This window comes from Haloarcula salina, from assembly GCF_049603855.1.
GTDB classification, from domain to species: domain Archaea; phylum Halobacteriota; class Halobacteria; order Halobacteriales; family Haloarculaceae; genus Haloarcula; species Haloarcula salina_A.
On record NZ_CP187146.1, the window covers coordinates 3,227,023 to 3,250,001 of the forward strand.

Genomic DNA, 22,979 nt, shown 5'->3' on the forward strand with positions numbered 1-22,979 from the left:
TCTCAGGCCGTGGTAGCCGTTCTCGTCCCACAGGAACCGCGGTGAACGTGTTCGGGCTAACGATATAAACGAACGGTCACCAGCATCGATGGTCCGAACCGGATCGGTTCGACACTCCCTTCGAAGGCGCCGTGTCGGCCACAGACCAGTCGCGCGCGGTGCGGTCGCACCCTGAGTGTCGCGCGTCCACAGGTGCCCCGCCAGTGCGTCAGCCATTTTGCCGCGCGCGGCGTGCAGTGACGTATGACCGAACCGAACACGTCCGCAGCGAGCGGCAGACGCCAGATCGACCGAGGAGTGACACCGTAGCGATGGCCGGCAAAGACGACTACTACAACCGGGCCAAGCAGGAGGGGTATCGAGCGCGGTCTGCGTACAAACTCAAGCAACTGGACGAGACGGCGGGCCTGCTCGGCGAGGGGCGAACCGTCGTCGACCTCGGGGCCGCGCCCGGCGGCTGGCTGCAGGTCGCGGCCGAGCGCGTCGGCGAGCGGGGTACCGTCGTCGGCGTCGACCGCCAGCGCATCGAGGAACTTGAGGACCCGGAACCGTCCGTCGAGTACGTCCGCGGCGACATGACCGACGACAGCACGAAGGCCGAGATCCGCGAGGTCGTCGGGGAGAGCGACGGCGAGGGCGGCCCGGTCGACGTGGTCCTCTCGGACATGGCCCCGAACATGACGGGCCAGTACGACCTCGACCACGCCCGCTCGGTCCACCTCGTCCGCCAGGCCTTCGAGGTGGCGACGGACCTGCTCGACGCCGGCGGGGACTTCTGTGCGAAGGTGTTCGACGGGCAGGACCTGGAGGACCTCATCGCCGACATCGAGCCGGAGTTCGAGTACGTCCGCGAGGTCCGCCCCGACGCCTCGCGGGACTCCTCCTCTGAGCTGTATCTGGTCGCCAAACACCGCCTGACCGCGCCGGTACGCGAGGGCGACATCGTCGAGGTCACCATCGAGGACATCGGCGAGGAAGGCGACGGCATCGCCAAGGTGGAGAACTTCACCGTGTTCGTCAGCGGCGTCGAGGCGGGCGAGACGGTCGACGTGCGGGTCGACGACGTGAAGCCGCGCTACGCGTTCGCCGAGCCGGTCGAGTGAGTCACTCGGCGCTGGGCGCGGCCGGCGCGTGGCCGTTGCGGCGGGCGAAGCCGACGACGGCGTAGACGAACGGCGTGTCGAGCAGCGCGATGGCGAGTTTCAGGACGTACTGGCCGACGATCAGCGCCAGCGCCTCGCCGAGGGGGAGTCCCTGGAGGAGCACGAAGCCCACGCCGACGAAGATGACCGTGTCGAGGAGCTGGCTGGACGCCGTCGAACCGACGTTGCGCAGCCACAGCATCTCGCCGTCGGTCCGCTCGCGGAGCCAGTGGAACACGAACACGTCCCAGTTCTGGCTGACGACGTAGGCCGACAGGCTCCCGACGACGATGGCCGTGCTCGCGCCGAGAACGTTCCGGAACGCGGCCGGGTCGACCGGCTGACCCGGCAGGCCGGGCGCGAGGATGGTGCTCCAGACGAGCGCCAGCAGGACGAAGTTCATCGCGAAGCCGACGTTCACGACGACGGTAGCGGCCCGCCGGCCGTACAGTTCGGCGTAGCAGTCCGACGCGAAGAACGTCAGCGCGTACGCCAGCGCCGCTCCCGGCAGGACGAGCATATTGCCAGCGAGCGGCAGCGAGACGGGCAACGAGAACGCGAGTAGCTTCGAGGCCGTCAGCTGTGACGTGACCAGCGCGGTCACGAACAGGGCGACGAGGCCGACGCGGACGGCCTCCGAGCGCTCACTGCTCATCGTCGAGTCGACCCTGCCGGTCGTCGATCTCGTCCAGCAGGTCGAGGGTCTTCCTGATGGACGCGCGGATCGCCTCGCTTCGGTTGACGAACTTCCCGTCCTCGCCGACGTGCGCGTCGAGGTCAGAGAGGAGTTCTTCGGGCACTTCGACGCTGATCTTGGGCATAGATGCGCCTACGAATACTCGCGTAATATACGTCGGGATTCGTCGACGGGCAGCGGCTCACCGCGAGCCGACTGCTCCGGCGCTCCGTCGGGCAACCGTCAGTCGGCCGGTTCGCTCCGGCGCTCCATCGTGCGTCGACCGCCGAGCGTGTACACCCAGAGGATGCCGAGCCCGAGCAGGTACGCGAGCGCCGTCGGGATGCCGACGATGAACATGGTGAAGATGCCGCTCGGCGAGAGGATGGCCGAGAGCGCGACGATGGCGATGACGACCTCGCGCCAGCGCTCGTACATCAGCCGGAAGGGGATGATGCCGCCGCGGTGGAACAGGAACATCGTCACCGGGATCTCGGCCAGCAGGCCGATGCCGATGGTGAGGAAGAACACGAGCCAGCCGAACTTACTCACCCGGTAGGCGATGACCATGTTGGAGTTGAGCTGGTCGTAGGCGATGGCCGAGATGGTCATCGGCGCGACGTAGAGGAACCCGAGCAGGCTCCCGCCGATGAGGGCGAGGAAAAGCGTGCCGCCCCAGACCCCGAGGATGTTCCGGTTCCCGACGACGAAGCCGCGCTCGCGCAGGGCCGGCCAGGCAAAGTACAGCACGACCGGGATGACCGACACCGCGCCGAGGATCGTCGAGAACTTGACGATGAACACCAGGTGCTCGACGGGGTGGAGCGTGACGATACTCACGTCGGCCGCCATCTCCGGCGGCAGTCGGCTGACGAACGTCCGCTGGATGCGGCCGATACCGCCCTGATAGAGGAAGATGAAGCCGGCGGCGAGGACGAAGCCGAAGATGCCGAGGATGACGAACGCCCGCGAGGCCAGCGCACTGAGGATGAACTGGATGTCGTAGTAGTAGCCGCCGATGTCGTCCTCGGTGGTCTCGTCCTCGGTGAAGGCGTCGGCCATGCCGGCGGCCGTGGACGTGAACAGGCCGCCGTCCTCGTCGTCCGCCGCTGCGCCCTCGCCTGCGGTGGCGTCTTCGGCCGTCGCCTCGGCGGCGTCCACGTCGTCCTCGTGGACCATGTCCCACCGGTCGAGGACGGCCTTGGCCTTCTCGCGGTCGTCGTTCGCGAGGGCGGTGTCGGCGTGGGCCAGCGCCTCGTGTTCGGCCATCTCCTCGAACACCTCCGGCGGGGCCACCTCCACGGCCGCGGCGTCGAGTTCACCGACGTCGATGGCCGACGGGTCGCCGACGGCCCTGCCCGGGCTGTGCTCGGCCAGCGCGCCCAGCACGTGGTAGTACAGCACCGCGACGGCCCCCACGAGGCCGACGGCGGCGGCGACGAGAATCGCCGTCGTCTCGACGGGGAGTCCGAACAGCGCCGGCGGCTGGATGTCGCCGGTGAGCCGGTCCGACGGGAACACCTCGGCGAAGGCCTGGACGTACTGGAACGCCGGGGTCGCGAGCAGGTAGTACACCGCGCCCCCGCTGAGGACGGCCCCGCCGAGAATCGTGTTCCAGTGCTCGCGGGCGACGGCCGGCGTGCTCACCAGGTCGCCCGAGCGCCTGATGAGAACGGCGAGTTTCGACAGCGCGAGGCTGAGCCCGTAGAGGCCACACAGCGGCGCGGCCCACATGATCTGGGTGAACGGGTCCGGCGGCGAGAACAGCGCGCCGAAGGCGAAGATTCCGAGCACCGCGTAGCGCCACTTGTCGCGGAACGTCTCGTAGGGGACGATTTCGGTGTAGGAGAGCACCGTCATCACGAGCGGCAACTGGGCGGCGAGCCCGAAGGAGACGGCCAGCAGGAAGACGAACTGGAACCACTTGACGATGGAGTACTGCGGCGTGAACCCGGCGGCGTAGGCGTCGCCGGCCAGGAAGTTGAACATCAGCGGGAAGAACAGCTCGTAGGCGTAGGCGACGCCGCCGGCGAACAGCGCCAGGCTGATCGTGACGAACAGGGTCCCCTTCCAGACGGGGATGTGCTGGGCGGGCCACCAGCCGCGCTGACGGAGGCCGTCGCGGCCGAAGTAGATCAACAGCGGCAGGGCCATGAGGATGCCGACGACGGCACCGATCTTCACCTGCAAGAGGATCACGTCGAAGGGCGTGACCGCGACGACGCTCGTGGCCTCCTGAGTCGTGAGGTCCATCTGCGAGTACAGGAGGTCCGCCTTGAGCCGGTCCCAGACGCCGTACTGCAGCGCCAGGATGGTTCCCATCATGCCGACGACGAAGACGATGAACACCTTCTGGAGGTGGACCTGGGCCGAGCGGAGCATCGCACCGAGCGTGGCGCGCCCGCTCTGGACCGTCTGGACGGTGTCCTCGTCGATAGCACTCGCCATCTTTCCTGTGCCTAGCCCAGTGGGCGTTATCAATTTATTCATCGAATCGACACCGGCCGCGCGAAAAGAAAGTTTACAACTACCACCGTCTAAATCGGGCCCAGATGGAGGACGGTGACGCAGACGGCGAGCGTCGGGGCCCCGAAGAGTCGGTGCGACCGTCCGACAGTGAACCCGGGGGCGCGACCGACCGCCCGGACGGGAGCGAGACGGCCGATGACGATGCGGCGTCCGACGTGACCGAGGGGGAAGACGACGCCCCAGTCACGGACCCCGTCGCCGCCGCCGATGCTGACCGCGACGGCGAGAGCGACGCGTCCAGCCCGGAATCAGCCCCGGCCGGCGGGAACGAGGGCACTGTCGGGTCGCACGCGCTCCCGCCGTCGACGCGGGCCGGCCTGTTCGATCGCGATCCGGCGGAGATCGAGGCCGCGGTCCCGGCCGACGTGCCGAGCGACTGGGGCGCGACGCCGACCGCGACGACGAGCACCGCCACCGCGTCGGGAACCGCGACGGGCGCGTCTTCGGGCTACAGTTCCGACGAGACCGTCCACGAGGGCGCACCGGACGACGAGGAGATGCCGCTGGCCGACCACGTCGAGGAGATGGCGATGCGGCTGTTCGTCGTCGTCGGCGTGATGTCCGTCGTCGCCGTCATCGCGCTCCCCTACTCCGACGAACTCATCAACTTCCTGTGGTACTCGTTCCTCGACGGCCCGGCGGAGGCCTGCGGACAGGTCGTAACAGACGTCGAGGGCAGCACCGTCGCGGGGGCGGACTGTCCGCACGTCTACAACCCGCTCGCGCTCATCCTCGCGCGGCTGAAAGTCGCCTCGCTAGTGGGCTTCATCGCGGCCTTGCCGGTGTTCGTCTACCAGACGTACCTGTTCATGCGGCCGGGGCTGTACCCCCGCGAGCGGCGCTACTACCTCGCGGCGGTCCCGACCAGCCTCGTGCTCGCGGCCGTCGGCGTCGGCTTCGCGTACTTCGCCGTCCTGCGGGCGATGTTCGACTACTTCATCACGTACTCAGACCGCGCGGCCGACCTGGCGTTCGGGCTGAGCGAGACGTTCAACCTCATCATCCTGATGCTCGGCCTGTTCGCGCTCATCTTCCAGATCCCGCTGTTCGTGATGCTCGCGGTGATGATGGGCGTGACGACCCGCCAGTGGCTCAAACAGCGGCGGCTGTACTTCTGGGGCGGGTTCGCCGCGGTGGCGTTCCTGTTCAGCCCCGACCCGACCGGGATGGCCCCGCTCATGGTCGCGGTGACGATGATCGGGCTGTTCGAGGGGACGCTCCTGCTCCTGCGCTGGACGGGAAGCAGTTCGCCGGTGCCGACCGCCGACGACCTCACCGCCCGCCGCCCGATCGCGTGGCTGGCGTTCGCGCTCGCCGGCTACGTCCTCAGCCCCGCGCCGGTCCCGACCGGGTACTACGAGCAACTGCCGGCCGCCGTCACCGAGACGCTCGCGGCCGTCGGCCTCGGGAACGCCACGCCGATGCTGGTCGGCGGCGGCATGATCGTCCTGTTCGAGGCGCTGGCGTACCTCAACAAGAACTACTACGGCTCCGTTCGGCTCTGGCGGGGCTTCCGGCGGGCCCGCCTGCCGGTGTGGGGCGTCGCCATCGTCGTCGGCTACCTCGGTAGCCCCGACCCGACGCTGTTCCGCCTCGTGAACCAGTTCAGCCTCGGCCGGACGGCCGCCGTCGCCGTCGCCGCTGCGCTCATCGCGCTCTACGAGGCCAGCATCCTCGTCATGCGGCGACGGGCCGCGGAGGCGTGACGGTGGCGACCCTGCTCGTCGCCCGGCACGGCGAGACGACGTGGAACCGCGACGGGCGCGTCCAGGGCTGGGCCCCGAGCCGACTGACGGACGACGGCCGCCGGCAGGCCGCGGCGCTCGGGGCGTGGCTCGACGACCGCTACGACGTGGACCGCGTCCTCGCCTCCGACCTCGCTCGCACCCGCGACACGGCCGCCGAGGCCCGCGGTGCGGCCGACGGACTGCCCGAACCGAGCTACGACGCCGACTGGCGCGAGCGCGGCTTCGGGGTCCTCCAGGGCCTGTTCGCCGAGGAGGTGCTCGCGGAGTTCCCCGATCACGACCGGACGGCGAGCGTCATCTCGCTCGACGCCGACCCGGAAAACGGCGAGAGCGTCCGGGCGTTCCGCGAGCGGGTCGAGCAGGCGTGGGTCCGGACGATGGAGGCGACGCGGGCGGGCGAGACGACGCTGGTCGTGACCCACGGCGGCGTCATCAAGGTGCTGCTGGGGAAACTCACCGACCGCGACCCGGACGCGGCGCTCGCCGAGGGGTCACAGGACAACTGCGCCGTCAACGAGATCCGACTCGACGACGGCCCGGAACTGGTCGGCGAAGAACTGACCGGCTGGCGGGCGCGACTGGAGTGAGCGGGCCCGTCGTCAGTCGACCGAGGGATACTCGGCGTCGAACACGTCGCTGACCACGTCTTCTTCGGTCTGTCCCTCGTCTTCCGGGCTGACGCTCCCGGTCTGGTAGCCGTGGAGGTCCAGCGTCACGTGGTCGAAGCCGCAGTCCTCGACGTGGTCGCGGGCGGCCCGGACGAAGTCGGGGTCCAGCGCGGTCTCGAGTTCCGCCTCGCCGACCTCGATGCGGGCGAGGCCGTCGTGGTCGCGCACCCGGAACTGCTCGAAGCCCCACGTTCGGAGGAGGCGCTCGGCCTTCTCGACGCGGGAGAGGCGCTCCTCGGTGACCTCGAGTCCGGTCGGGATGCGCGAGGAGAGGCAGGCCATCGAGGGCTTGTCGGCGACCGAGAGGTCGTACTCGCGGGCGATCTCGCGGACCTCCTCCTTCTCGATGTCGTGTTCCAGCAGCGGCGAGTAGGCGTCCAGTTCCTCGACGGCGCGCAGGCCGGGCCGGTGGCCCTCCCCAACGTCGGAGGCGTTCGTGCCGTCACAGACCACGTCGATACCGAGTTCGCGGGCGCGGTCGTACATCGCGCCGAGGCGCATCGACCGGCAGTGATAGCAGCGCATGTCGTCGTTCTGCATGAACTCGTCACTACTGAGCTCGGAGAACTCCACGATCTCGTGGCGGATGCCGATCTCCTCGGCGACCCGGGTGGCGTCCTCCAGCTCGGCGGCGGGCAGCGTCTCGGACTTGGCGGTGCAGGCGACAGCGTCGTCGCCGAGGGCGTCGTGGGCCAGCGCGGCGACGACGCTCGAATCCACACCGCCGGAGAAGGCGATGAGCACGCCGTCGCGCGATTCGAGGTCCTCGCGGGCGGCCGCCAGCTTCTCCGGGACAGCAGACATGGACATCCCTTCTCGGCGGACGGCAAAAACGCCTTCGCGTTCCGCATCGCGGGCGGCGGCCGCGACGGCGGCGACGGGTTTTTTCTCGCTGGCGTCGAATGAGCGGGCAGATGGAGCTCGAATCGGTCCCGGGCGTCGGGGCGAAGACGGCCGCGGCGCTCCGGGAACTGGACGACCCGGAGGGGGCGCTGCGCGACGGCGACGTGGCCTCGCTCGCTCGCGCACCGGGAATCAGCGAGGGGCGGGCTGCCCGAATCGCCCGGGGTGCGATCCGCGCCGAGCACGACGACCCCGGCGGGTTCGCCGCGACGAGCCGAGCGAGAGAGATTCACGAGGCCGCCCTCGGCCTGCTCACCGAGCGGACGGTCACCGACTACGCCGCCAAGCGCCTGGAGACGATCTACCCCAGCGGCGTCCGGAGCCGCATCGAGGAGGTCCGGGCGTTCGCCGAGGCGGCGATGGAGCGCGACCCCGACGAGGCTGTCGCCGAGGCGCTGGAATCCGTCGAACCGCTCGCCGAGCCCGGCGACGTGCGCGTCCGCGACCGGTGTCTGGCGACGCGGGACGCCGAGCGCTACGCCGACGCGCAGGCGGCCATCCCCGAGGTCAGCGTCGAGGTCGTCGACGACGCCCGTCAGCTGGCCGAGCTCGCCCGCTCGTACTCGACCGTCGTCGCGCTGGACGAGGCCTTCGCCGGCGTCGACGTGGACGGCGACGTGCGCGTCGAGCCGGACGCGCTGGCGGAGCCGGCGTCGGTCGTCCCCGAGCGGGTGCTGACGTTCTTCGCGCGCAACCGCGACCGGATCCGGGCCGCCGCCGAGGTCCACCGCGTCGCCGGCCTCGACGCGCCCTGTGACCTCGATGCGCTCCTGTCGGCGCTCGACCAGCTCGACGACGACGGGAGCGTCCGCGGCGACGACGAACTCGACCGCCTCGCCACCGCGGTCGACGACCTCGACGCGGCGGTGTCGACCGCCGAGAGCGTCGCCAACGACCACCTCCGGGAGGCCATCGAGGAGCAGGACGTGACCATCGAGGGGACGGACCTGCTGTCGCTGGTCGAGCGGGGCGCGGGCGTCGACTCGCTCCTGCAGCGCGAACTCGCCGACGAGTACGCCGCCGCCGTCGAGAAAGCCCGCGACCACCTCGTGGACGCGCTCGAACTGCGCGACACCGAGGCGACGGCACGGCGGGCGTTCCCCGACGAACCCACGTATCCGGTCGAGCGCGACGAGAGCGTCGTCAGCCGGCTCCGAGAGGAGCTGACCGCGGCGCGCGACCGGCGCGCGACACGGCGAAAGCGGGGTCTCGCGGACGACCTCGCAGAGATGCGCACGGACGCAGAGACGCTCGTGGACGCGGCGCTCGAACTCGACGTGGAACTCGCGGTGGCTCGCTTCGCCGCCGACTTCGACTGTACGATGCCGGAGCTGACCGACGACGGGGGATTCGCTATCGAGGGCGGGCGCTCGCCGCTGCTGGACGTGCCCTTCGAGGCCGTCGAGCCGGTCGACTACGCCGTCGACGGCGTGACCGTCCTCTCCGGGGTCAACAGCGGCGGGAAGACCTCGACGCTCGACCTCGTCGCGCTGGTGACGACGCTCGCGCACATGGGCCTGCCCGTCCCCGCGGACGCCGCCCGCGTCGGCCGCGTCTCGGAACTGCACTACCACGCCAAGACGCAGGGGACGCTTGACGCCGGCGCGTTCGAGGCGACGCTCCGGGAGTTCGGCGGCCTCGTGACCGACGTGAGCGCCGACCGGCCGGTGATGGTGCTGGTCGACGAACTCGAGTCCATCACGGAGCCCGGCGCGGCGGCGACCATCGTCGCCGGCATCCTCGAATCGCTGACCGAGCGCGAGGCGACGGCCGTCTTCGTCTCCCACCTCGCCGAGGACATCCGCGACGCGGCCGACGCCGACCTCGCTATCGACGGCATCGAGGCAGAAGGGCTGGTCGACGGCGAACTCCGGGTGAACCGCTCGCCGGTCAAGGGCAAGCTCGCCCGCTCGACGCCGGAGCTCATCGTGGAGAAGCTGGCCGAGGACGACGGGAGCGACGACGGCTTCTACGGCGACCTGCTCTCGAAGTTCGACTAGGCGACTGCGGCCACGGCAGCGGCTGGAAATCGAGTCGTCCGGCTGTCACGTCTGGCTGAGCCGTGGCAAATGGTTAAGTGCGCTGCGAAGCTCGGTGAAAGTGATGAGCGACGATCCCGAGGACCGGATGCTCGGCTGGGACGAGTCCGTCTTTCGGGACGAACACGTCTTCGAGATCGACTGGCTCCCGGAGACGTTCAAACACCGGGACACGCAGATGGAGACGCTGAAGTACGCGCTCCGGCCGGCCGTCCGCGGCTCGCGGCCGCTCAACGTCATCGCCCGCGGGCCGCCGGGGACGGGCAAGACGACGGCCACGCAGATCATGTTCGACGAGCTAACCGCACAGACCGAGGTCAAGGCCGTGCGGGTGAACTGCCAGATGGACTCGACGCGCTACGCCGTCTTCTCGCGGCTGTTCGCCGAGATATTCGAGTACGAGCCGCCGGCCTCGGGCATCTCCTTCAAGAAGCTGTTCTCCCAGATCACGGACAAGCTGGTCGAGGAAGACGAGGTGCTGGTCGTCGCGCTCGACGACGTGAACTACCTCTTCTACGAGAACGAGGCCAGCGACACGCTGTACTCGCTGCTGCGCGCCCACGAGGCCCACTCCGGCGCGAAGATCGGCGTCATCTGCGTCTCCTCGGACCTCGACCTCGACGTGATCGACGCGCTGGACACGCGCGTCCAGTCGGTGTTCCGCCCGGAAGAGGTGTACTTCAACAAGTACGGGCAGGCCGAGATCGTCGACATTCTCGACGAGCGGGTCGACCGGGGCTTCAACGAGGGCGTCGTCGGCCCGACGGTGCTCGACCGCGTGGCCGAACTGACCGCGGAGCAGGGCGGCGACCTCCGCGTCGGCATCGACCTCCTGCGGCGGGCCGGGATGAACGCCGAGATGCGCGCCTCCCGCTCGGTCGAACTGGAGGACGTGGAGGCGGCCTACGACAAGTCGAAGTACGTCCACCTCTCGCGGCGACTGCGCGAGCTCTCGGAGTCCGAGGCGTCGCTGGTCGAGGTCATCGCCGACCACGACGGCCAGCGCGCCGGCGACATCTACGAGGCGTTCACCGAGCAGACGGATCTGGGCTACACCCGCTACTCGGAGATCATCAACAAGCTCGACCAGCTGGACATCATCGACGCCGACTACACCAACGTCGAGGGCCGCGGTCGCTCGCGGGAACTGACGCTCAACTACGACGCGGACGCCGTGCTGGAGCGGCTGTAATACAGCGTATCAAAACGTATCCGCGGAGTCACGCCATCTTCTCGAAGGTCGTCTCGGCCCACTGGACGGCGTAGTCGGCCCCGTACTGCAGGTACGCGTCGGTGTCGAGCGCGGCGAACGGCGCGGGCAGGTCGAGGCCGTGTTTGACTCCACTACAGGCGAGTTCGGCGGCTGCGGCGAACGCCGTCCGGCCCTGTGCCATCTCGGCCGGCAGGTCGTCGAGCCGGGGCGTCAGCCGCTCGCCGGCGTCGGCCCACGCCGCGTGGAGGTCGGGGTAGTCGTCGGCCCAGTCCGCGAACTCGCGGCGGGTCTGGAGACCGAGGTAGGCGTCGTACAGCGCCGCCGCGAGCTGGTACTGGTCGGTCGCGTCGAGGCGGTCGTCGGTGGCGCTGACGAGGTCGCGGTAGCGCTCGCCGAAGAAGCCCAGGAAGTGCTCGGGTTCGTCGAGTCCGACCTCGACGAGGGCCTCGGCGAGCAGAAACGAGACGAACGGGTCCGGAGAGGTCTCCAGGCGCGGCTTGACGAATACACAGGGCGGTGTCGTCTGGCGGGTCCAGGCGACGCCGCCGTCGCCGGGCATCCCGACGGTGAGGTCGCCGCCGGCGTAGCGCCGGAGCAGTTCGGGGGCCGACGGCGGGAGCCAGTCGCCGTCGTAGGAGATCGGGTCGACGCTGTCGGTCACGAGCAGGAGTTCCTCGGCGACCGCCGGATCGAGCGTCTCGAAGTCGCGGTCGCAGTTCAGGACGAGCGCGTCGGGGGCGTAGGCGTCCCGTACCGCCGCGCACTCGCCGGTCAGCCGGCGCTCCGTGAACATCTACGCCGAGAACATGACGAGGTTGAGGACGATAGCGATCGAGAGCAGTGCAGACGCGCCGATGGTCCCGAGAACGATTTTCGTGGCCGTGCTCATGTGAGGAGGTATCTCGTGGCAGGTGTTAAATCTTGAGAAACGCCTTTGCGCTCGCCGCGAGGGCCTCGACGTATGGATCGAGCTCGCGTCTCGACCGGGACGGACTGGGAGGAGCAGGTCGGCTACTCGCGTGCGGTCCGGGCGGGCGACACCGTCCGCGTGGCCGGAACCATCGCCATGGACGACGGCGGGGCCGTGGTCGCGCCCGGGGACGCCTACGAGCAGACGAAACACGCCTTCGGCATCGTTGCCGACGCGCTCGCCGACCTCGACGCGGCGATAGCGGACGTGGTCCAGACGCGGCTGTACGTCACCGACATCGCCGATCAGGAGCGGGTCGGCGAGGCCCACAGCGAGTTCTTCGCCGACGTGCGGCCCGTCGCGACGATGGTCGAGGTGAGCGGACTGGCAGCGCCCGAGGCCGTCGTGGAAGTCGAGGCTGTCGCACAGGTCGAGTGAGCGGGCGACAGCGGACAGCCGCTTCCGGCTAGTCGTCGGCCGCCCCGATGCCCCGACGGGCGACGGTGCGCCACCGACCGGACCAGAAGCGGCCCGTGTTGACCGCCGCCTTCAGGTAGAAGTCGCCGACGAGCGCCGCGAAGACGGCCGGGAGGCCAAGTCCGAGTCCCGGCGAGAACGAGAGGCCGACCAGGGGAATCGTCACGACGACCGTCGGCGGCAGGGCGAGCGCGGCGACGGGGAGGCGGTAGCAGTAGCCGCCGACGAACGTGCCATAGAGCGGCCACCGCGTGTCGCCGGCCCCGCGCAGGCTCCCGCGCATCGTCCGCGAGATCGAGAAGCCGGCGACGAGCAGGCCGAAGACGCGGACGAACTGCGCCGCCAGGTCGGGGTAGGCAGTCCCGAACAGGGAGACGATCGGGCGGGCGAAGGCGACGAGCACCACCGCCGCGACGAGCTGGACGGCCAGCGCCACCCGGAGCGTCTGCCAGCCGTAGGCGGTCGCCTCGTCGTCGTCCCCGGCCCCGAGCGACTGGCCGACCAGCGTCGACGCGGCGGTCGCATAGCCCCACGCCGGCATCAGCGCGAGCAGCATGACCCGGCGGCCGATGGCGTAGGCCGCGACCGTCGGCGTCCCGAGCGTGCCGAGGACGAACAGGAACGGGAAGCGAGCGAACGTCTGGAGCAGGCGCATCCCGGACAGCGGCAGGGCGACGCGGACGATCTCGCGGACGAGGCCGGCGTCGAACTGCGGGCCGCCGAGTGAGAGCGTGACGACGTACCGGCCGGACAGGAGCAGAGCGAGGAAGATGGCGGCCGCGAGCGTGTTGGCGACGGCCGTTCCCCACGCCGCGCCAGCGATGCCCAGTTCCGGGAACGGCCCGAGGCCGAAGATGAGGACGGCGTTGAGCGCGACGTTCGTCGGGAGGGTGAGCAGGCGGACGTACATCGGCGTCTTCGTGTCCGCGCTCCCGGCGAGCGCGCGCGAGGCGACCATGCTCCAGAACCGCGGCGCGAGCGACAGCATGACGATGGCGAGGTACGTCCCGCCGAGGCGGATCGTCTCGGCGTCGTCGGTGAGCAGGCCGACCAGCAGTTCGGGGTACTGCCAGGAGACCACGGAGAGCGGCGCGGAAATGAGGACGGCGAGCCACAGCGACTGCTTGACGGCGAGATCCGCTCGCGCCGACTCGCCGGCACCCTGGAGGCGAGAGACGACGCTGATCGTCCCCGAGGAGACGGCAAGCGAGAGGCCGAAGCCGAGGAAGTAGTACTGAAAGCCGAGTTCGAGGCCGGCGATGGCGGCGTCGCCGAGCGCCAGGCCGACCATCAGGAAGTCGGCGAGGCGCAGGAGGACGCGGAGGCCGCCCGTGACCATCACCGGGGCGGCGAGGTCGGTCGCGGCGGTCGCCTTCTCGCGGTCGACGAGGCCGGCGCTCGCGAGCATCGCGGGGACGGCGGTCAGGAGGCGGCGGAGCGGGCCACTGTCCGACATCGGTACGCGCTCCGGGCCCCAGCCCCCTGTGGGTTTCGGGGTCGTCCCGTGGACTTTTCTCGGTGTGCGGTGACAGGCCACACGTGCTCCCCGTCGAGGCCGGCGAGACCGTCACCGAGCGACGCACGTTCACGCCCGCGGACGTGGACCGGTTCGCCGCGGTCACCGGGGACGACCAGCCCCGCCACACCGAGTCGGACGAGCGGGGCCGCCGGATGGTCCAGGGGTTGCTCACGGCGTCGCTGCTGACGAGCATCGGCGGCGACCTCGAAGTGCTCGCCTCGCGGATGGAGTTCCAGTTCCGCAGACCCGTCTACACCGGCGAGACTGTCGTCTGCGAGATGACGATAACGGCCGCCGAACCGCGTCCCGACGGCGGAGCGAGCGTCGCCGGCGACGTGACGGTTCGCCGCGTGGGTCAGCGCACCGAATCGGCGGACGGAGATAGGAACGAAGAGGCGAACGCGCTGGCCGACGGCGACGATTCGGCCGCCGCCGAGGTCGTTCTCGAAGCGACCGTCGAGGGAATTATCAGGGGATGAGCTGTTCGTCGTCGTCGTCGTAGACGGCGATGGCGTCGACCGGACAGGCCCGGGCGGCGAACTTCGCGTCCAGTTCCGCGCCGTCGGGGACCTCGCGGACGAACAGTTGGTCCTCGCGCTCCTCGCTGTCGGCCAGGACGGCCTTGCCGGCGTCCTCGTCGCGTTCGAAGGCGTCCCACTCGGCGACACACTGGAACATCCCGATGCAGGTGTCGTAGTCGTACTCGACTCGCATACCGCCTCTTTGCCGGTCGCGGCCAAAGGCCTTCTCACTCGTAGAGACGGTCGAGCGCGGCGACGAGCGACCGACAGAGGACGTCGAGCAGGTCGCGCTTCCAGCCCTCGAAGTCCGTCCCCGCCGTCGAGGCGACACCGAGCATGCCGTGGGATTCGAGCGGGAAGAGAAACGCCGAGCGGATGCTCTCGACGACGGCGTCGTCGCGGTCGCCGTAGTCTTCGAACACGCGCGGTTCGCCCTCGCGGAACACGCGCATCTCGAGGGAGTCCGACGGGAACGCCATCTCCCGGATGGTATCGAACGCCGCATCGGGGGCGACGTCGATACCCGTATCGGCCGCGATCAGGTCGAGCGCGCCGTCGGTCGCAGCGATGGTGACCAGCGACTCCGTGGACGGGTCGTACGCCCAGACGCTGGCGATCGGTTCGTCGAGGATCTCCTCGACCACGGCGAGCGCCCGATCGGCGACGGCCTCCCGGGAGTCGAGGAGAAAGAGATCCCGCGTCGCCGCGTTGAGCGACTCCAGTCGCCGCTCGTGTTCCCGGTGAGCGGTCACGTCGCGGACGACGACCTGCGTGGCGGGCCGGCCGGCGAACTCGATCGGTGCGCCACGGCTCTCCACGTAGCGAACCTCGCCGTCGGGCCGCTGGAGCCGCCAGCTGAGCCAGCCGTTCTCGCCGGTCGCCCGCGGACGCGTCTCCAGTCGCTCCCGGACGCGCTCGCGGTCGTCCGGGTGGACGTACGACAGCGGATCGATCTCGTAGCCGGTCGCGGGGTCGTCGATGCCGGCGAACTCGTAGAGCGTCTGGTTGGCGTACAGCATCTCGCCGTCCCGATGGACCAGTATCCCGTCGGGAGAGGTGTCGACGAGGTGCCGGTAGCGGAGTTCCGTCTCCGCGTGTGCGCGCTCGGAACGCCGTCGGGCGACCGCGTGTTCGATGCGGTTCGCCAGCACGTCGTACTGGTCGGCGGTCGCCCGCTTCTGGAGGTAGTCGGTAACACCGGTTGAAATCGCCTCGCTCGCAATCTCCTCGCTGCCCTTGCCGGTGAAGAGGATGAACGGGACCGACTCGTCACGAGACGATACCTCCCGCAGGAGCGCCAGCCCGTCCATCGACGGCATCTCGTAGTCGCTGACGATACAGTCGACGGCCGACGATTCGAGTCGATCGAGCGCCGCCGGACCGCCCGTCTCGACGAGCACCTCGAAGGCGTCGCGGCGACGCTCCAGGTGCAGAGCCGTCGTCTCGGCGACGTCCAGCTGGTCGTCGACGAGTAGCACACGAACCGAATCAGGTCCCTCGTCGGTCGACCCGGCCCGTCCCCCTCGCCGTTCGGGCCCAGATCTCATAGATCAGTATACGAGTATGTCCTCATATCGATTGCGGCCGCGACAGTGCGACAGTTTAAATCGGGACAGGACCGAACCGAGGGGTAATGGACGTCGCGGACCTGTCAGGCGTGCCGGACTGGCTGCCCGAGCACCTGCGCGCGGACGGTATCGAGGAACTGTACCCGCCGCAGGCCGAGGCCGTCGAGGCGGGCGTCACCGAGGGTCAGAACCTCGTCGCCGCCATTCCGACCGCCAGCGGAAAGACGCTGATCGCCGAGCTCGCGATGCTGTCGTCGGTCGCTCGCGGCGGCAAAGCCCTCTACATCGTGCCGCTGCGGGCGCTGGCCAGCGAGAAGCAGTCCGACTTCGAGGAGTTCGAGCAGTACGGCCTCGACGTGGGCGTCTCCACGGGCAACTACGAGTCCGAGGGCGGCTGGCTCGCCGACAAGGACATCGTCGTCGCGACCAGCGAGAAGGTGGACTCGCTCGTGCGCAACGACGCGCCGTGGATCGAGGACCTCACCTGCGTCGTCACCGACGAGGTCCACCTCGTCGACGACGGGCAGCGCGGACCGACGCTGGAGGTGACGCTGGCGAAGCTCCGGCGGCTCAACCCCGACTTACAGACCGTCGCGCTGTCGGCGACCATCGGCAACGCCGGGGCGCTGGCGACCTGGCTCGACGCCGAACTCGTCGACTCGGACTGGCGACCCATCGACCTCCAGAAGGGGGTCCACTACGGGCAGGCGCTCCACCTGGAGGACGGCAGCCAGCAGCGCCTCTCGGTCCGCAACAACGAGAAGCCGACCGCGGCGATCGTCCGCGACACGCTCACCGACGAAGTCGACGAGGACGGCACCGTCGTCGAGGAAGGGGGATCGACGCTCGTGTTCGTCAACTCCCGGCGCAACGCCGAGGCGGCCGCCGGACGGCTGGCGAGTACCGTCCGCCCGCACCTCTCCGGCGAGGAGCGCGAGCGGCTGGCCGACGTCGCCGAGGAGATTCGCGACGTGAGCGACACGGAGACCAGCGACGACCTCGCGGACGCCGTCGCCGACGGGGCCGCGTTCCACCACGCCGGCCTCTCGCGGGGCCACCGAGAACTGGTCGAAGACGCCTTCCGCGACCGGCTGGTGAAGGTCGTCTGTGCGACGCCGACGCTCGCGGCCGGCGTCAACACCCCTTCGCGGCGCGTCGTCGTCCGCGACTGGCGGCGCTACGACGGCTCGGCCGGTGGGATGGCCCCGCTGTCGGTGCTGGAGGTCCACCAGATGATGGGGCGGGCCGGCCGGCCGGGGATGGACCCCTACGGCGAGGCAGTCCTCATCGCCAACAGCCACGACGAGGTCGACGAGCTGTTCGAGCGCTACGTCTGGGCCGACCCGGAGCCGGTCCGGTCGAAACTCGCCGCCGAGCCGGCGCTACGGACGCACATCCTCGCGACCGTCGCCTCCGGCTTCGCCCGCTCGCGGTCGGGCCTGCTGGAGTTCCTCGAACAGACGCTGTACGCGAGCCAGACCGACGAGAGCGGACGGCTGGAGCGCGTCGTCGACGACGTGCTGACGTACCTCCAGCGCAACGGCTTTCTCGAAATCGAAGGGGGTGAGCTTGACGCCACGTCGCTGGGCCACACCGTCTCGCGCCTGTACCTCGACCCGATGAGCGCCGCCGAGATCGTCGACGGCCTCCGGGACTGGGAGCGACGCGGCGGCCGGTCGGCGGCGGCAGCCGGCGACGAGGCGGAGCCTCCCACGGAGAGCGGCTTCACGACGGCGAGCGACCTGGCCGAGGAGGCGGAGGCGGCGGCCGACGCCGATCCCGACGACATCTCGGCGCTCGGTCTCTATCACCTCGTCTCGCGCACGCCGGACATGTACCAGCTGTACCTCCGGTCCGGCGAGCGCGAGGACTACGAGATGGAACTGTTCGAGCGCGAGGCCGAACTGCTCGGGCCGACGCCCTCCGAGTACGAGGAGGGGCGCTTCGAGGACTGGCTCTCGGCGCTGAAGACCGCGCGGCTGCTCGAAGACTGGGCGACGGAGGTGGACGAGTCGACCATCACGGACCGCTACGGCGTCGGCCCGGGCGACATCCGCGGGAAGGTCGAGACGGCCCAGTGGCTGCTCGGAGCGGCGGAGTCGCTGGCGAGCGAGGTCGGCCTCGACGCAGCGCGGGCCGTCAGCGAGGCGCGCATCCGCGTCGAACACGGCGTCCGCGAGGAACTGGTCGACCTCGCCGGCGTCCGCGGCGTCGGCCGCAAGCGCGCCCGACGGCTGTTCGAGGCCGGCATCGACGACCGGGCGGCCCTCCGGGACGCCGAGAAGTCGGTCGTGCTGGCCGCGCTCCGGGGGCGGCGGAAGACGGCCGAGAACGTCCTCGAGAACGCCGGCCACCGGAACCCCTCGATGGAGGGTGTCGAGCCAGCGCCCGACGTGTCCGTCGACGTCGACGACGGGGACGACCGCGGCGGGGGAGACGAGAGCGAGACCGCCGACGACCAGTCCAGCCTGGGTGATTTCTGATGCGGGCCGTCGAGGGCGTGGCCGAAATCGAGGACGTGGGGTCGTTCGTCGCCGCGCTCGGTGCGGTCGGCGAGCGCCACGGCGTCACCGTACAGGCCTTCGACGCCCGCTACGTCGTCGACCGTGCGCACCTCGAACTCGCGGCCGAACTCGCGGCCCGAGCATACGCCCGCGAGGACGCCATCGCCGAGGACTTCGGCGTCGAGATCCTGCTGTACGCGGCCGGCCGCCGGCAGATCAACCGCGCCCTGGAGATGGGCGTGAGCGAGGGCGAGTGCCCCGTCGTCGTGGCGGTCGTCCCCGGAATCGACGAGGGTTTGCACGTAGGCAATTACGGCGAAGAAGCCGAGGACGGCGCGACCGGGGCCGCGGCCGCCGCGGTCCGCGACCGGCTCGAACCCGGTTCGACGCTGGGCGAGTACGACACGGCGCTGGTTCGGGAGTTCTTCGACGTGACCGATTCGGAACTCGACGCGACGGCCGGTGACCTCGCCGACGCCGTCCGCGAGCGCGTCGCGCTCCTGCCGGTCGAGAAGTGACGGTAGCGTTTTGGGCGTCGCCATGGTATTGTCGCGCATGGTCCTGCAGCAGTTCGCATCGACGACGCGATCACTGACCGACGTGGCGGTCGACGAGCGCGGCCAGTCGTGACAACGCTCGACGCGCCGCTCGACATCGGCGGCGTCGAGGTGCCGAACCGGCTCTACCGTGCCCCGGTCCTGGAGTGTGCGGGGAACGGCGAGGGGGCCGTCGAGACGCTGATCGACGAACTGGAGCCGACGGCGGCCTCCGGCGTCGGGCTGATTTTCCAGGGCGCGAGCGTCGTCAGCGAACGCGGCGGCTGTGCCGCGCCGAACATGACGCGGGTCCACGACCCGACGTTCGTCTCGCGGCTCTCCCGGCTCACCGGCGCGATCCACGACCACGGCGGCCGGATTTTCGTCCAGTTGGCCCACGGCGGCCTCCGGAGCATGGCGACGTGGCACGCCGAGTACCGCCGACGCCACCCCGACCAGCGGCAGCTGGCCGTCAGTCGCCCGCCCTGGCAGCTCCGGGCGCTCGACCGGGCTGGCCTCGTCTCGCTGCAGCCGGACGTGCTCTCGACCGAGGAAGTGTGGGGTCTGGCGGAGCAGTTCGGTCGCTGTGCCGGCTACGCCGTCGACGCGGGCTACGACGGCATCCATCTCTCGGCGGCGAACATGAGCCTGATTCAGCAGTTCCTCTCGCCGTTCTACAACCGCCGGGACGACGAGTTCGGCGACGGCGTCCGGTTCCTCGAAGCCGTCCACGACGCCGTCCGCGACCACGCCGGGGACGTGCCGCTGGTGACGAAAGTCCCAGCAGAGACCGCTGCACCGAGTTTCGTTCGAAGGCACCTCACTCGCGAGGAGGGGGTCGCAATCGCCGAGCGGGCGGCAGAAATCGGCTACGACGGACTCGTCCCGGTCGAGGTGTCGACGTTCTGGGACATGAGCATCGTTCGCGGAGCCTTTCCCGAGCGGGCCTGGGCGGCCGACGACTTACAGGACGACTACGCCGCGGTGTTCGGGAGTCGCGTGCGTGCGCGGGCGGTCGAGGCTCTGAACCGGTTGCAGGCGCGCCGGTTCGACCGCGACCCGGGGTGGAACGCCGCGTTCTGCCGCGCGGTCCGCGAGCGCGTCGACGTGCCGGTCCTGCTGGAGGGCGGACTTCGGACGCGCGACGACTGCGACCGGTACCTCGGGGCGGCGGGAGCCGAGGCGACGCCGGCGGCGGACATGGTCGGGATGGCGCGGCCGTTCTACGCCGAACCGCGCCTCGGCACGCGGTTGCTGGCCGGCGAAGACGCGCTGTGTGCGAGCTGTAACAACTGCACCGTGCCGCAGGTCACCGGCGAGCCGGGGCGCTGTCGGACGCCGTCGGTCGTCCGCGAACAGGCTCGACTCCGGCGGGATGGCGCGTATGACCGCCCGGACTGAGCCGCGGAAAGACTCATCACCGTCGGGGCCCGAGCGGAGGGCGATGACCGCAATTTCGTCCGAGCGCGTCGACCTGTCCGTCGACGGCGAGGACATCGACCTGCACTACCGGACCGGCGGCGAGGGGGCGCCGCTCGTCTTCCTCCACGGTATCGGCCTGGACGCCGCGACCGTCTCGTGGCGACACGCGCTGCCCGCCCTCGCGGACGATCGGACGGTGTACGCGCCGGACCTGCCGGGCCACGGTGACAGCGACAAGCCCGACCGGGAGTACACGACGGCGTACTATCTGGAGACTGTATCGGAGTTCCTCGACGCCGTCGGCGTCGAGCGACCGGCGCTGGCCGGCCTGTCGATGGGCGGGGCGCTCGCGCTCGGCCACGCGCTGGACGGCGGCCCGGTCGAGCGCCTCGTGCTGGTCGACAGCTACGGGCTCGGAGCCGACGCCTACTGGCGGACGATGGCCAGCAGCGTGTTGCAAACACCCATCCTCGGAAACATGCTCTGGCAGGGCGTGAGCACGTCGCGGCCGGCGATCAGGACGGGGCTGCGAAGCATGGGGTCCGGCGAGCCGCCACAGCAACTGGTCGACGACGTCGACGACGCCATCGACTACCAGACGGTCCGCGCGATGCGACGCTGGCAGCGCAGCGAGTTCCAGTGTCGTGGGTTCCGAACGGACTACTCGGATCGGCTGGACGAACTCGACGTGCCGACGATGCTGGTCCACGGGGCCGCCGACCCACTCTTGCCCCGCCACTGGTCCGAGCGAGCCGCTGGAGCGGTCTCGGACAGTCGACTGGAGATCTTCGAGAACTGCGGACACTGTCCGCCGCGGGAACGACCGGAGCGGTTCAACCGGGCGGTACGGGCGTTCTGCTGAGTTACTCGGGGAGTTCGTCGATGAGGACGACAGCCTCGCCGTCGATGACGACTTCGTCTTCACAGAGCACGCGCGTGGTCAGTCGGTACTGGCTGTCGCCGAGGTCTTCGACGATCTCACACTCCGCGGTGAGACGGTCACCGATGCGGACGGGGTTGTGGAACTCGAGGTCCTGCGAGAGATAGATCGTCAGGCCCGGGAGTCGTGCGAGCGCGGCGCTGATGAGACTCCCGACGAGCGTCCCGTGGGCGATGCGCCCGCGGAAGCGCGTCTGCTCGGCGAACTCGTCGTCGAGGTGGAGGGGGTTCGTGTCGCCGCTTGCGGCGGCGAACTGCTGGACGTCGTTCTCCGAGATCGTCTTCGTGAAGTCGACGTGGTCGCCGACACCCATCTGCCCGGGATGATCGGCGGAGATCGAGACGTGCCACTCCGGCAAGTCCTCGTCCGGCTCGATCCGCTCTGCCGGTGTGAGACCGTTTTCGTCGTCCTGCTGTACCCCGAACGCAGCGAACGCCGCCCGGTTAGCGGCCACGACGCTGTTGAACATATGGGACGATGTCTCAGTCCATGTGTCTAACAGCGGATTCCGGTGCGATTCAGAACTCATCTATTGTAGTAGTTAATTGGTCCGAGTATTAAACCTTGGTGTTGGTTTCGCCTCTACGTGCGGTAAACACCGTCTAACGGGCGTCAGACGCGTGTTTGGCAATCCAGTTATCGATGCTACAGGACGGAACAGTCCGTTCAGCGCCGCTCAGGTCGTGAAACCATCTGATGGTATTGAATGGTAGCAGATGGTATTCTGCGGAAGTTTTATGTCGTTGAAGGGAGTAGATGGAAGTGACCGATGGCCGATGAGGATGATGGCCTGATGTGGCCCCCGATGTTCAAGGGGATGCAGCAGGCGAGCGAGAACGCGATGGAACAGCAGCAGCAGCTGATGAAACAGATGTTCGCCAGCGGTGGCATGCCGAGTTTCGATATGAATCAGCTCGGCGCCATGAGTCAGATGGCGACGTTCAAGACCCGCGTGCAGAGCGGCGGTCGAATCAGCATCCCCGACGCGGAGCGCGAAGCCCTGGGCATCGACGAAGGCGACATCGTCCAAGCCGTCGTCCTCCCGGTCACTAACAACAACACCGAGTAATCCACAATGGTAGACTACACCACCCCCGTCACGACAGCGTTCGAGATGCAGCGTACCACGATCGAACAGAGCCAGAAGGCGCTCGAACAGAGCGTCTCTTTCCAGAAGAACGTCAACAGCGCGGTCATCGACAGCCTCGACACGCAGGAGTCGGCCCAGCGCCGCGGCGTCGAACTGCAGCAGACCGCGCTGCACAGCTACCTCGACGCGCTGGCGACGACCGTCCCCGGCGTCTCGAGCAGCGTCGAACAGATCCGCGAGACGGTCGACGAGCAGTACGACTTCCTGCTCGAGAACCACGCCGAAGCGTTCGACAACGTCGAGTCGGAGCTCACCGAGACAGTCGACACCTACGACGAGATGACCGAGGAGTACCTCACCGCCGTCAACGAGCAGATCGACATGCTCGTCGAGGCCCACGAGGAACTCGAGACCCAGTCCGTCGAGGCCGCCGAACAGTTCGGCGAGCAGCTCGAAGAGGTCCAGGAGCAGGTCGAGGAGATTCAGGCCCAGGTCGAAGAGGTCCAGGCCGAAGCCGCTGACGCCGTCGACGTCGAAGCGTAACGACGAAACAGGCCGGTTTTTTTGTGCGCCC

At 69.3% G+C, this 22,979-nt stretch carries 23 protein-coding genes; 13 read left to right on the forward strand and 10 right to left on the reverse strand.

Translation table 11 applies throughout. The features are described 5' to 3' along the window. Positions 1 to 311: 311 nt before the first annotated feature. Complete coding sequence (locus ACOZ4I_RS16535; protein ID WP_424001488.1) at positions 312 to 1,103, forward strand: 23S rRNA (uridine(2552)-2'-O)-methyltransferase; 792 nt, start codon at positions 312 to 314, stop codon at positions 1,101 to 1,103. Between the two features lies 1 nt (position 1,104). On the opposite strand, the gene ACOZ4I_RS16540 is transcribed toward ACOZ4I_RS16535, so the two are convergent. From ACOZ4I_RS16540 to ACOZ4I_RS16550, 3 genes are all read right to left on the reverse strand, one after another. After that, positions 1,105 to 1,797: a queuosine precursor transporter gene (locus ACOZ4I_RS16540; RefSeq protein ID WP_424001490.1), complete on the reverse strand. Its 693-nt coding sequence runs from the start codon at positions 1,795 to 1,797 to the stop codon at positions 1,105 to 1,107. Continuing rightward, a complete protein-coding gene (locus tag ACOZ4I_RS16545; protein ID WP_424001492.1) occupies positions 1,787 to 1,963 on the reverse strand; it encodes a ribbon-helix-helix domain-containing protein in 177 nt (58 codons plus the stop codon). The genes ACOZ4I_RS16540 and ACOZ4I_RS16545 overlap by 11 nt, the downstream gene beginning before the upstream one ends. 98 nt (positions 1,964 to 2,061) lie before the next feature. Next, the gene (locus ACOZ4I_RS16550) at positions 2,062 to 4,266 is read right to left on the reverse strand and encodes a twin-arginine translocase subunit TatC (RefSeq protein ID WP_424001494.1); all 2,205 of its coding nucleotides are present in this window, start codon (positions 4,264 to 4,266) and stop codon (positions 2,062 to 2,064) included. A gap of 104 nt (positions 4,267 to 4,370) precedes the next feature. On the opposite strand from ACOZ4I_RS16550, the gene ACOZ4I_RS16555 reads away from it, so the two are divergent. Both ACOZ4I_RS16555 and ACOZ4I_RS16560 read left to right on the forward strand, forming a co-directional pair. Continuing rightward, the gene (locus tag ACOZ4I_RS16555; protein ID WP_424001496.1) at positions 4,371 to 6,053 is read left to right on the forward strand and encodes a twin-arginine translocase subunit TatC; all 1,683 of its coding nucleotides are present in this window, start codon (positions 4,371 to 4,373) and stop codon (positions 6,051 to 6,053) included. A 2-nt stretch (positions 6,054 to 6,055) separates the two neighbouring features. Next, entirely contained in the window at positions 6,056 to 6,682 is a 627-nt protein-coding gene (locus ACOZ4I_RS16560) for a histidine phosphatase family protein (RefSeq protein WP_424001498.1), read from the forward strand. 12 nt (positions 6,683 to 6,694) lie between these two features. Here ACOZ4I_RS16560 and larE read toward each other — a convergent pair whose 3' ends face one another. Continuing rightward, entirely contained in the window at positions 6,695 to 7,567 is an 873-nt protein-coding gene (larE, locus tag ACOZ4I_RS16565) for an ATP-dependent sacrificial sulfur transferase LarE (RefSeq protein ID WP_424001500.1), read from the reverse strand. Between the two features lie 110 nt (positions 7,568 to 7,677). On the opposite strand from larE, the gene ACOZ4I_RS16570 reads away from it, so the two are divergent. Both ACOZ4I_RS16570 and ACOZ4I_RS16575 read left to right on the forward strand, forming a co-directional pair. Next, a complete protein-coding gene (locus ACOZ4I_RS16570) occupies positions 7,678 to 9,666 on the forward strand; it encodes a MutS-related protein (RefSeq protein ID WP_424001502.1) in 1,989 nt (662 codons plus the stop codon). A 103-nt stretch (positions 9,667 to 9,769) separates the two neighbouring features. Further along, on the forward strand, positions 9,770 to 10,897 hold the full coding sequence (locus ACOZ4I_RS16575; protein ID WP_424001504.1) for an ORC1-type DNA replication protein: 1,128 nt from the start codon (positions 9,770 to 9,772) through the stop codon (positions 10,895 to 10,897). Between the two features lie 28 nt (positions 10,898 to 10,925). Here the strand turns inward: ACOZ4I_RS16575 and ACOZ4I_RS16580 are convergent, their stop codons facing one another. Then, positions 10,926 to 11,711 carry a DUF7089 family protein gene (locus ACOZ4I_RS16580; RefSeq protein WP_424001506.1) on the reverse strand — a complete coding sequence of 262 codons (786 nt, stop codon included), beginning with the start codon at positions 11,709 to 11,711 and terminating at the stop codon, positions 10,926 to 10,928. Beyond that, positions 11,712 to 11,807 (reverse strand): hypothetical protein, encoded by a 96-nt coding sequence (locus ACOZ4I_RS16585; RefSeq protein WP_424001508.1) that lies wholly within the window; start codon positions 11,805 to 11,807, stop codon positions 11,712 to 11,714. 72 nt (positions 11,808 to 11,879) lie between these two features. On the opposite strand from ACOZ4I_RS16585, the gene ACOZ4I_RS16590 reads away from it, so the two are divergent. Next, positions 11,880 to 12,266 carry a Rid family hydrolase gene (locus tag ACOZ4I_RS16590; RefSeq protein ID WP_424001510.1) on the forward strand — a complete coding sequence of 129 codons (387 nt, stop codon included), beginning with the start codon at positions 11,880 to 11,882 and terminating at the stop codon, positions 12,264 to 12,266. A 28-nt stretch (positions 12,267 to 12,294) separates the two neighbouring features. Here ACOZ4I_RS16590 and ACOZ4I_RS16595 read toward each other — a convergent pair whose 3' ends face one another. Next, the gene (locus ACOZ4I_RS16595; RefSeq protein WP_424001512.1) at positions 12,295 to 13,761 is read right to left on the reverse strand and encodes an MATE family efflux transporter; all 1,467 of its coding nucleotides are present in this window, start codon (positions 13,759 to 13,761) and stop codon (positions 12,295 to 12,297) included. Between the two features lie 83 nt (positions 13,762 to 13,844). Between ACOZ4I_RS16595 and ACOZ4I_RS16600 the strand changes: the two genes are divergently transcribed. Beyond that, entirely contained in the window at positions 13,845 to 14,303 is a 459-nt protein-coding gene (locus ACOZ4I_RS16600; protein WP_424001514.1) for a MaoC/PaaZ C-terminal domain-containing protein, read from the forward strand. Here the strand turns inward: ACOZ4I_RS16600 and ACOZ4I_RS16605 are convergent. Both ACOZ4I_RS16605 and ACOZ4I_RS16610 read right to left on the reverse strand, forming a co-directional pair. Further along, complete coding sequence (locus tag ACOZ4I_RS16605) at positions 14,293 to 14,538, reverse strand: ferredoxin (RefSeq protein ID WP_424001516.1); 246 nt, start codon at positions 14,536 to 14,538, stop codon at positions 14,293 to 14,295. The two genes, ACOZ4I_RS16600 and ACOZ4I_RS16605, sit on opposite strands and share 11 nt — an antisense overlap. Positions 14,539 to 14,572: 34 nt before the next feature. Continuing rightward, complete coding sequence (locus ACOZ4I_RS16610; protein WP_424001518.1) at positions 14,573 to 15,892, reverse strand: response regulator; 1,320 nt, start codon at positions 15,890 to 15,892, stop codon at positions 14,573 to 14,575. Between the two features lie 86 nt (positions 15,893 to 15,978). On the opposite strand from ACOZ4I_RS16610, the gene ACOZ4I_RS16615 reads away from it, so the two are divergent. The 4 genes from ACOZ4I_RS16615 to ACOZ4I_RS16630 all read left to right on the forward strand — a co-directional run bounded on the left by ACOZ4I_RS16615 (position 15,979) and on the right by ACOZ4I_RS16630 (position 21,237). Continuing rightward, positions 15,979 to 18,396 carry an ATP-dependent DNA helicase gene (locus ACOZ4I_RS16615; RefSeq protein WP_424001520.1) on the forward strand — a complete coding sequence of 806 codons (2,418 nt, stop codon included), beginning with the start codon at positions 15,979 to 15,981 and terminating at the stop codon, positions 18,394 to 18,396. Next, positions 18,396 to 18,935 (forward strand): KEOPS complex subunit Cgi121, encoded by a 540-nt coding sequence (cgi121, locus tag ACOZ4I_RS16620; RefSeq protein ID WP_424001522.1) that lies wholly within the window; start codon positions 18,396 to 18,398, stop codon positions 18,933 to 18,935. Before ACOZ4I_RS16615 ends, cgi121 begins: the two co-directional genes overlap by 1 nt. A 108-nt stretch (positions 18,936 to 19,043) precedes the next feature. After that, complete coding sequence (locus ACOZ4I_RS16625) at positions 19,044 to 20,354, forward strand: NADH:flavin oxidoreductase (protein WP_424001524.1); 1,311 nt, start codon at positions 19,044 to 19,046, stop codon at positions 20,352 to 20,354. A gap of 43 nt (positions 20,355 to 20,397) precedes the next feature. Beyond that, positions 20,398 to 21,237 carry an alpha/beta fold hydrolase gene (locus ACOZ4I_RS16630; RefSeq protein ID WP_424001526.1) on the forward strand — a complete coding sequence of 280 codons (840 nt, stop codon included), beginning with the start codon at positions 20,398 to 20,400 and terminating at the stop codon, positions 21,235 to 21,237. A gap of 1 nt (position 21,238) precedes the next feature. Here the strand turns inward: ACOZ4I_RS16630 and ACOZ4I_RS16635 are convergent, their stop codons facing one another. Continuing rightward, on the reverse strand, positions 21,239 to 21,784 hold the full coding sequence (locus ACOZ4I_RS16635; protein ID WP_424001528.1) for a MaoC family dehydratase: 546 nt from the start codon (positions 21,782 to 21,784) through the stop codon (positions 21,239 to 21,241). 300 nt (positions 21,785 to 22,084) lie between these two features. Between ACOZ4I_RS16635 and ACOZ4I_RS16640 the strand changes: the two genes are divergently transcribed. Together ACOZ4I_RS16640 and ACOZ4I_RS16645 are read left to right on the forward strand one after the other, a co-directional pair. Then, complete coding sequence (locus ACOZ4I_RS16640; protein ID WP_162413441.1) at positions 22,085 to 22,384, forward strand: AbrB/MazE/SpoVT family DNA-binding domain-containing protein; 300 nt, start codon at positions 22,085 to 22,087, stop codon at positions 22,382 to 22,384. 6 nt (positions 22,385 to 22,390) lie between these two features. Next, positions 22,391 to 22,948 carry a hypothetical protein gene (locus ACOZ4I_RS16645; protein WP_424001530.1) on the forward strand — a complete coding sequence of 186 codons (558 nt, stop codon included), beginning with the start codon at positions 22,391 to 22,393 and terminating at the stop codon, positions 22,946 to 22,948. Positions 22,949 to 22,979: the final 31 nt, after the last annotated feature.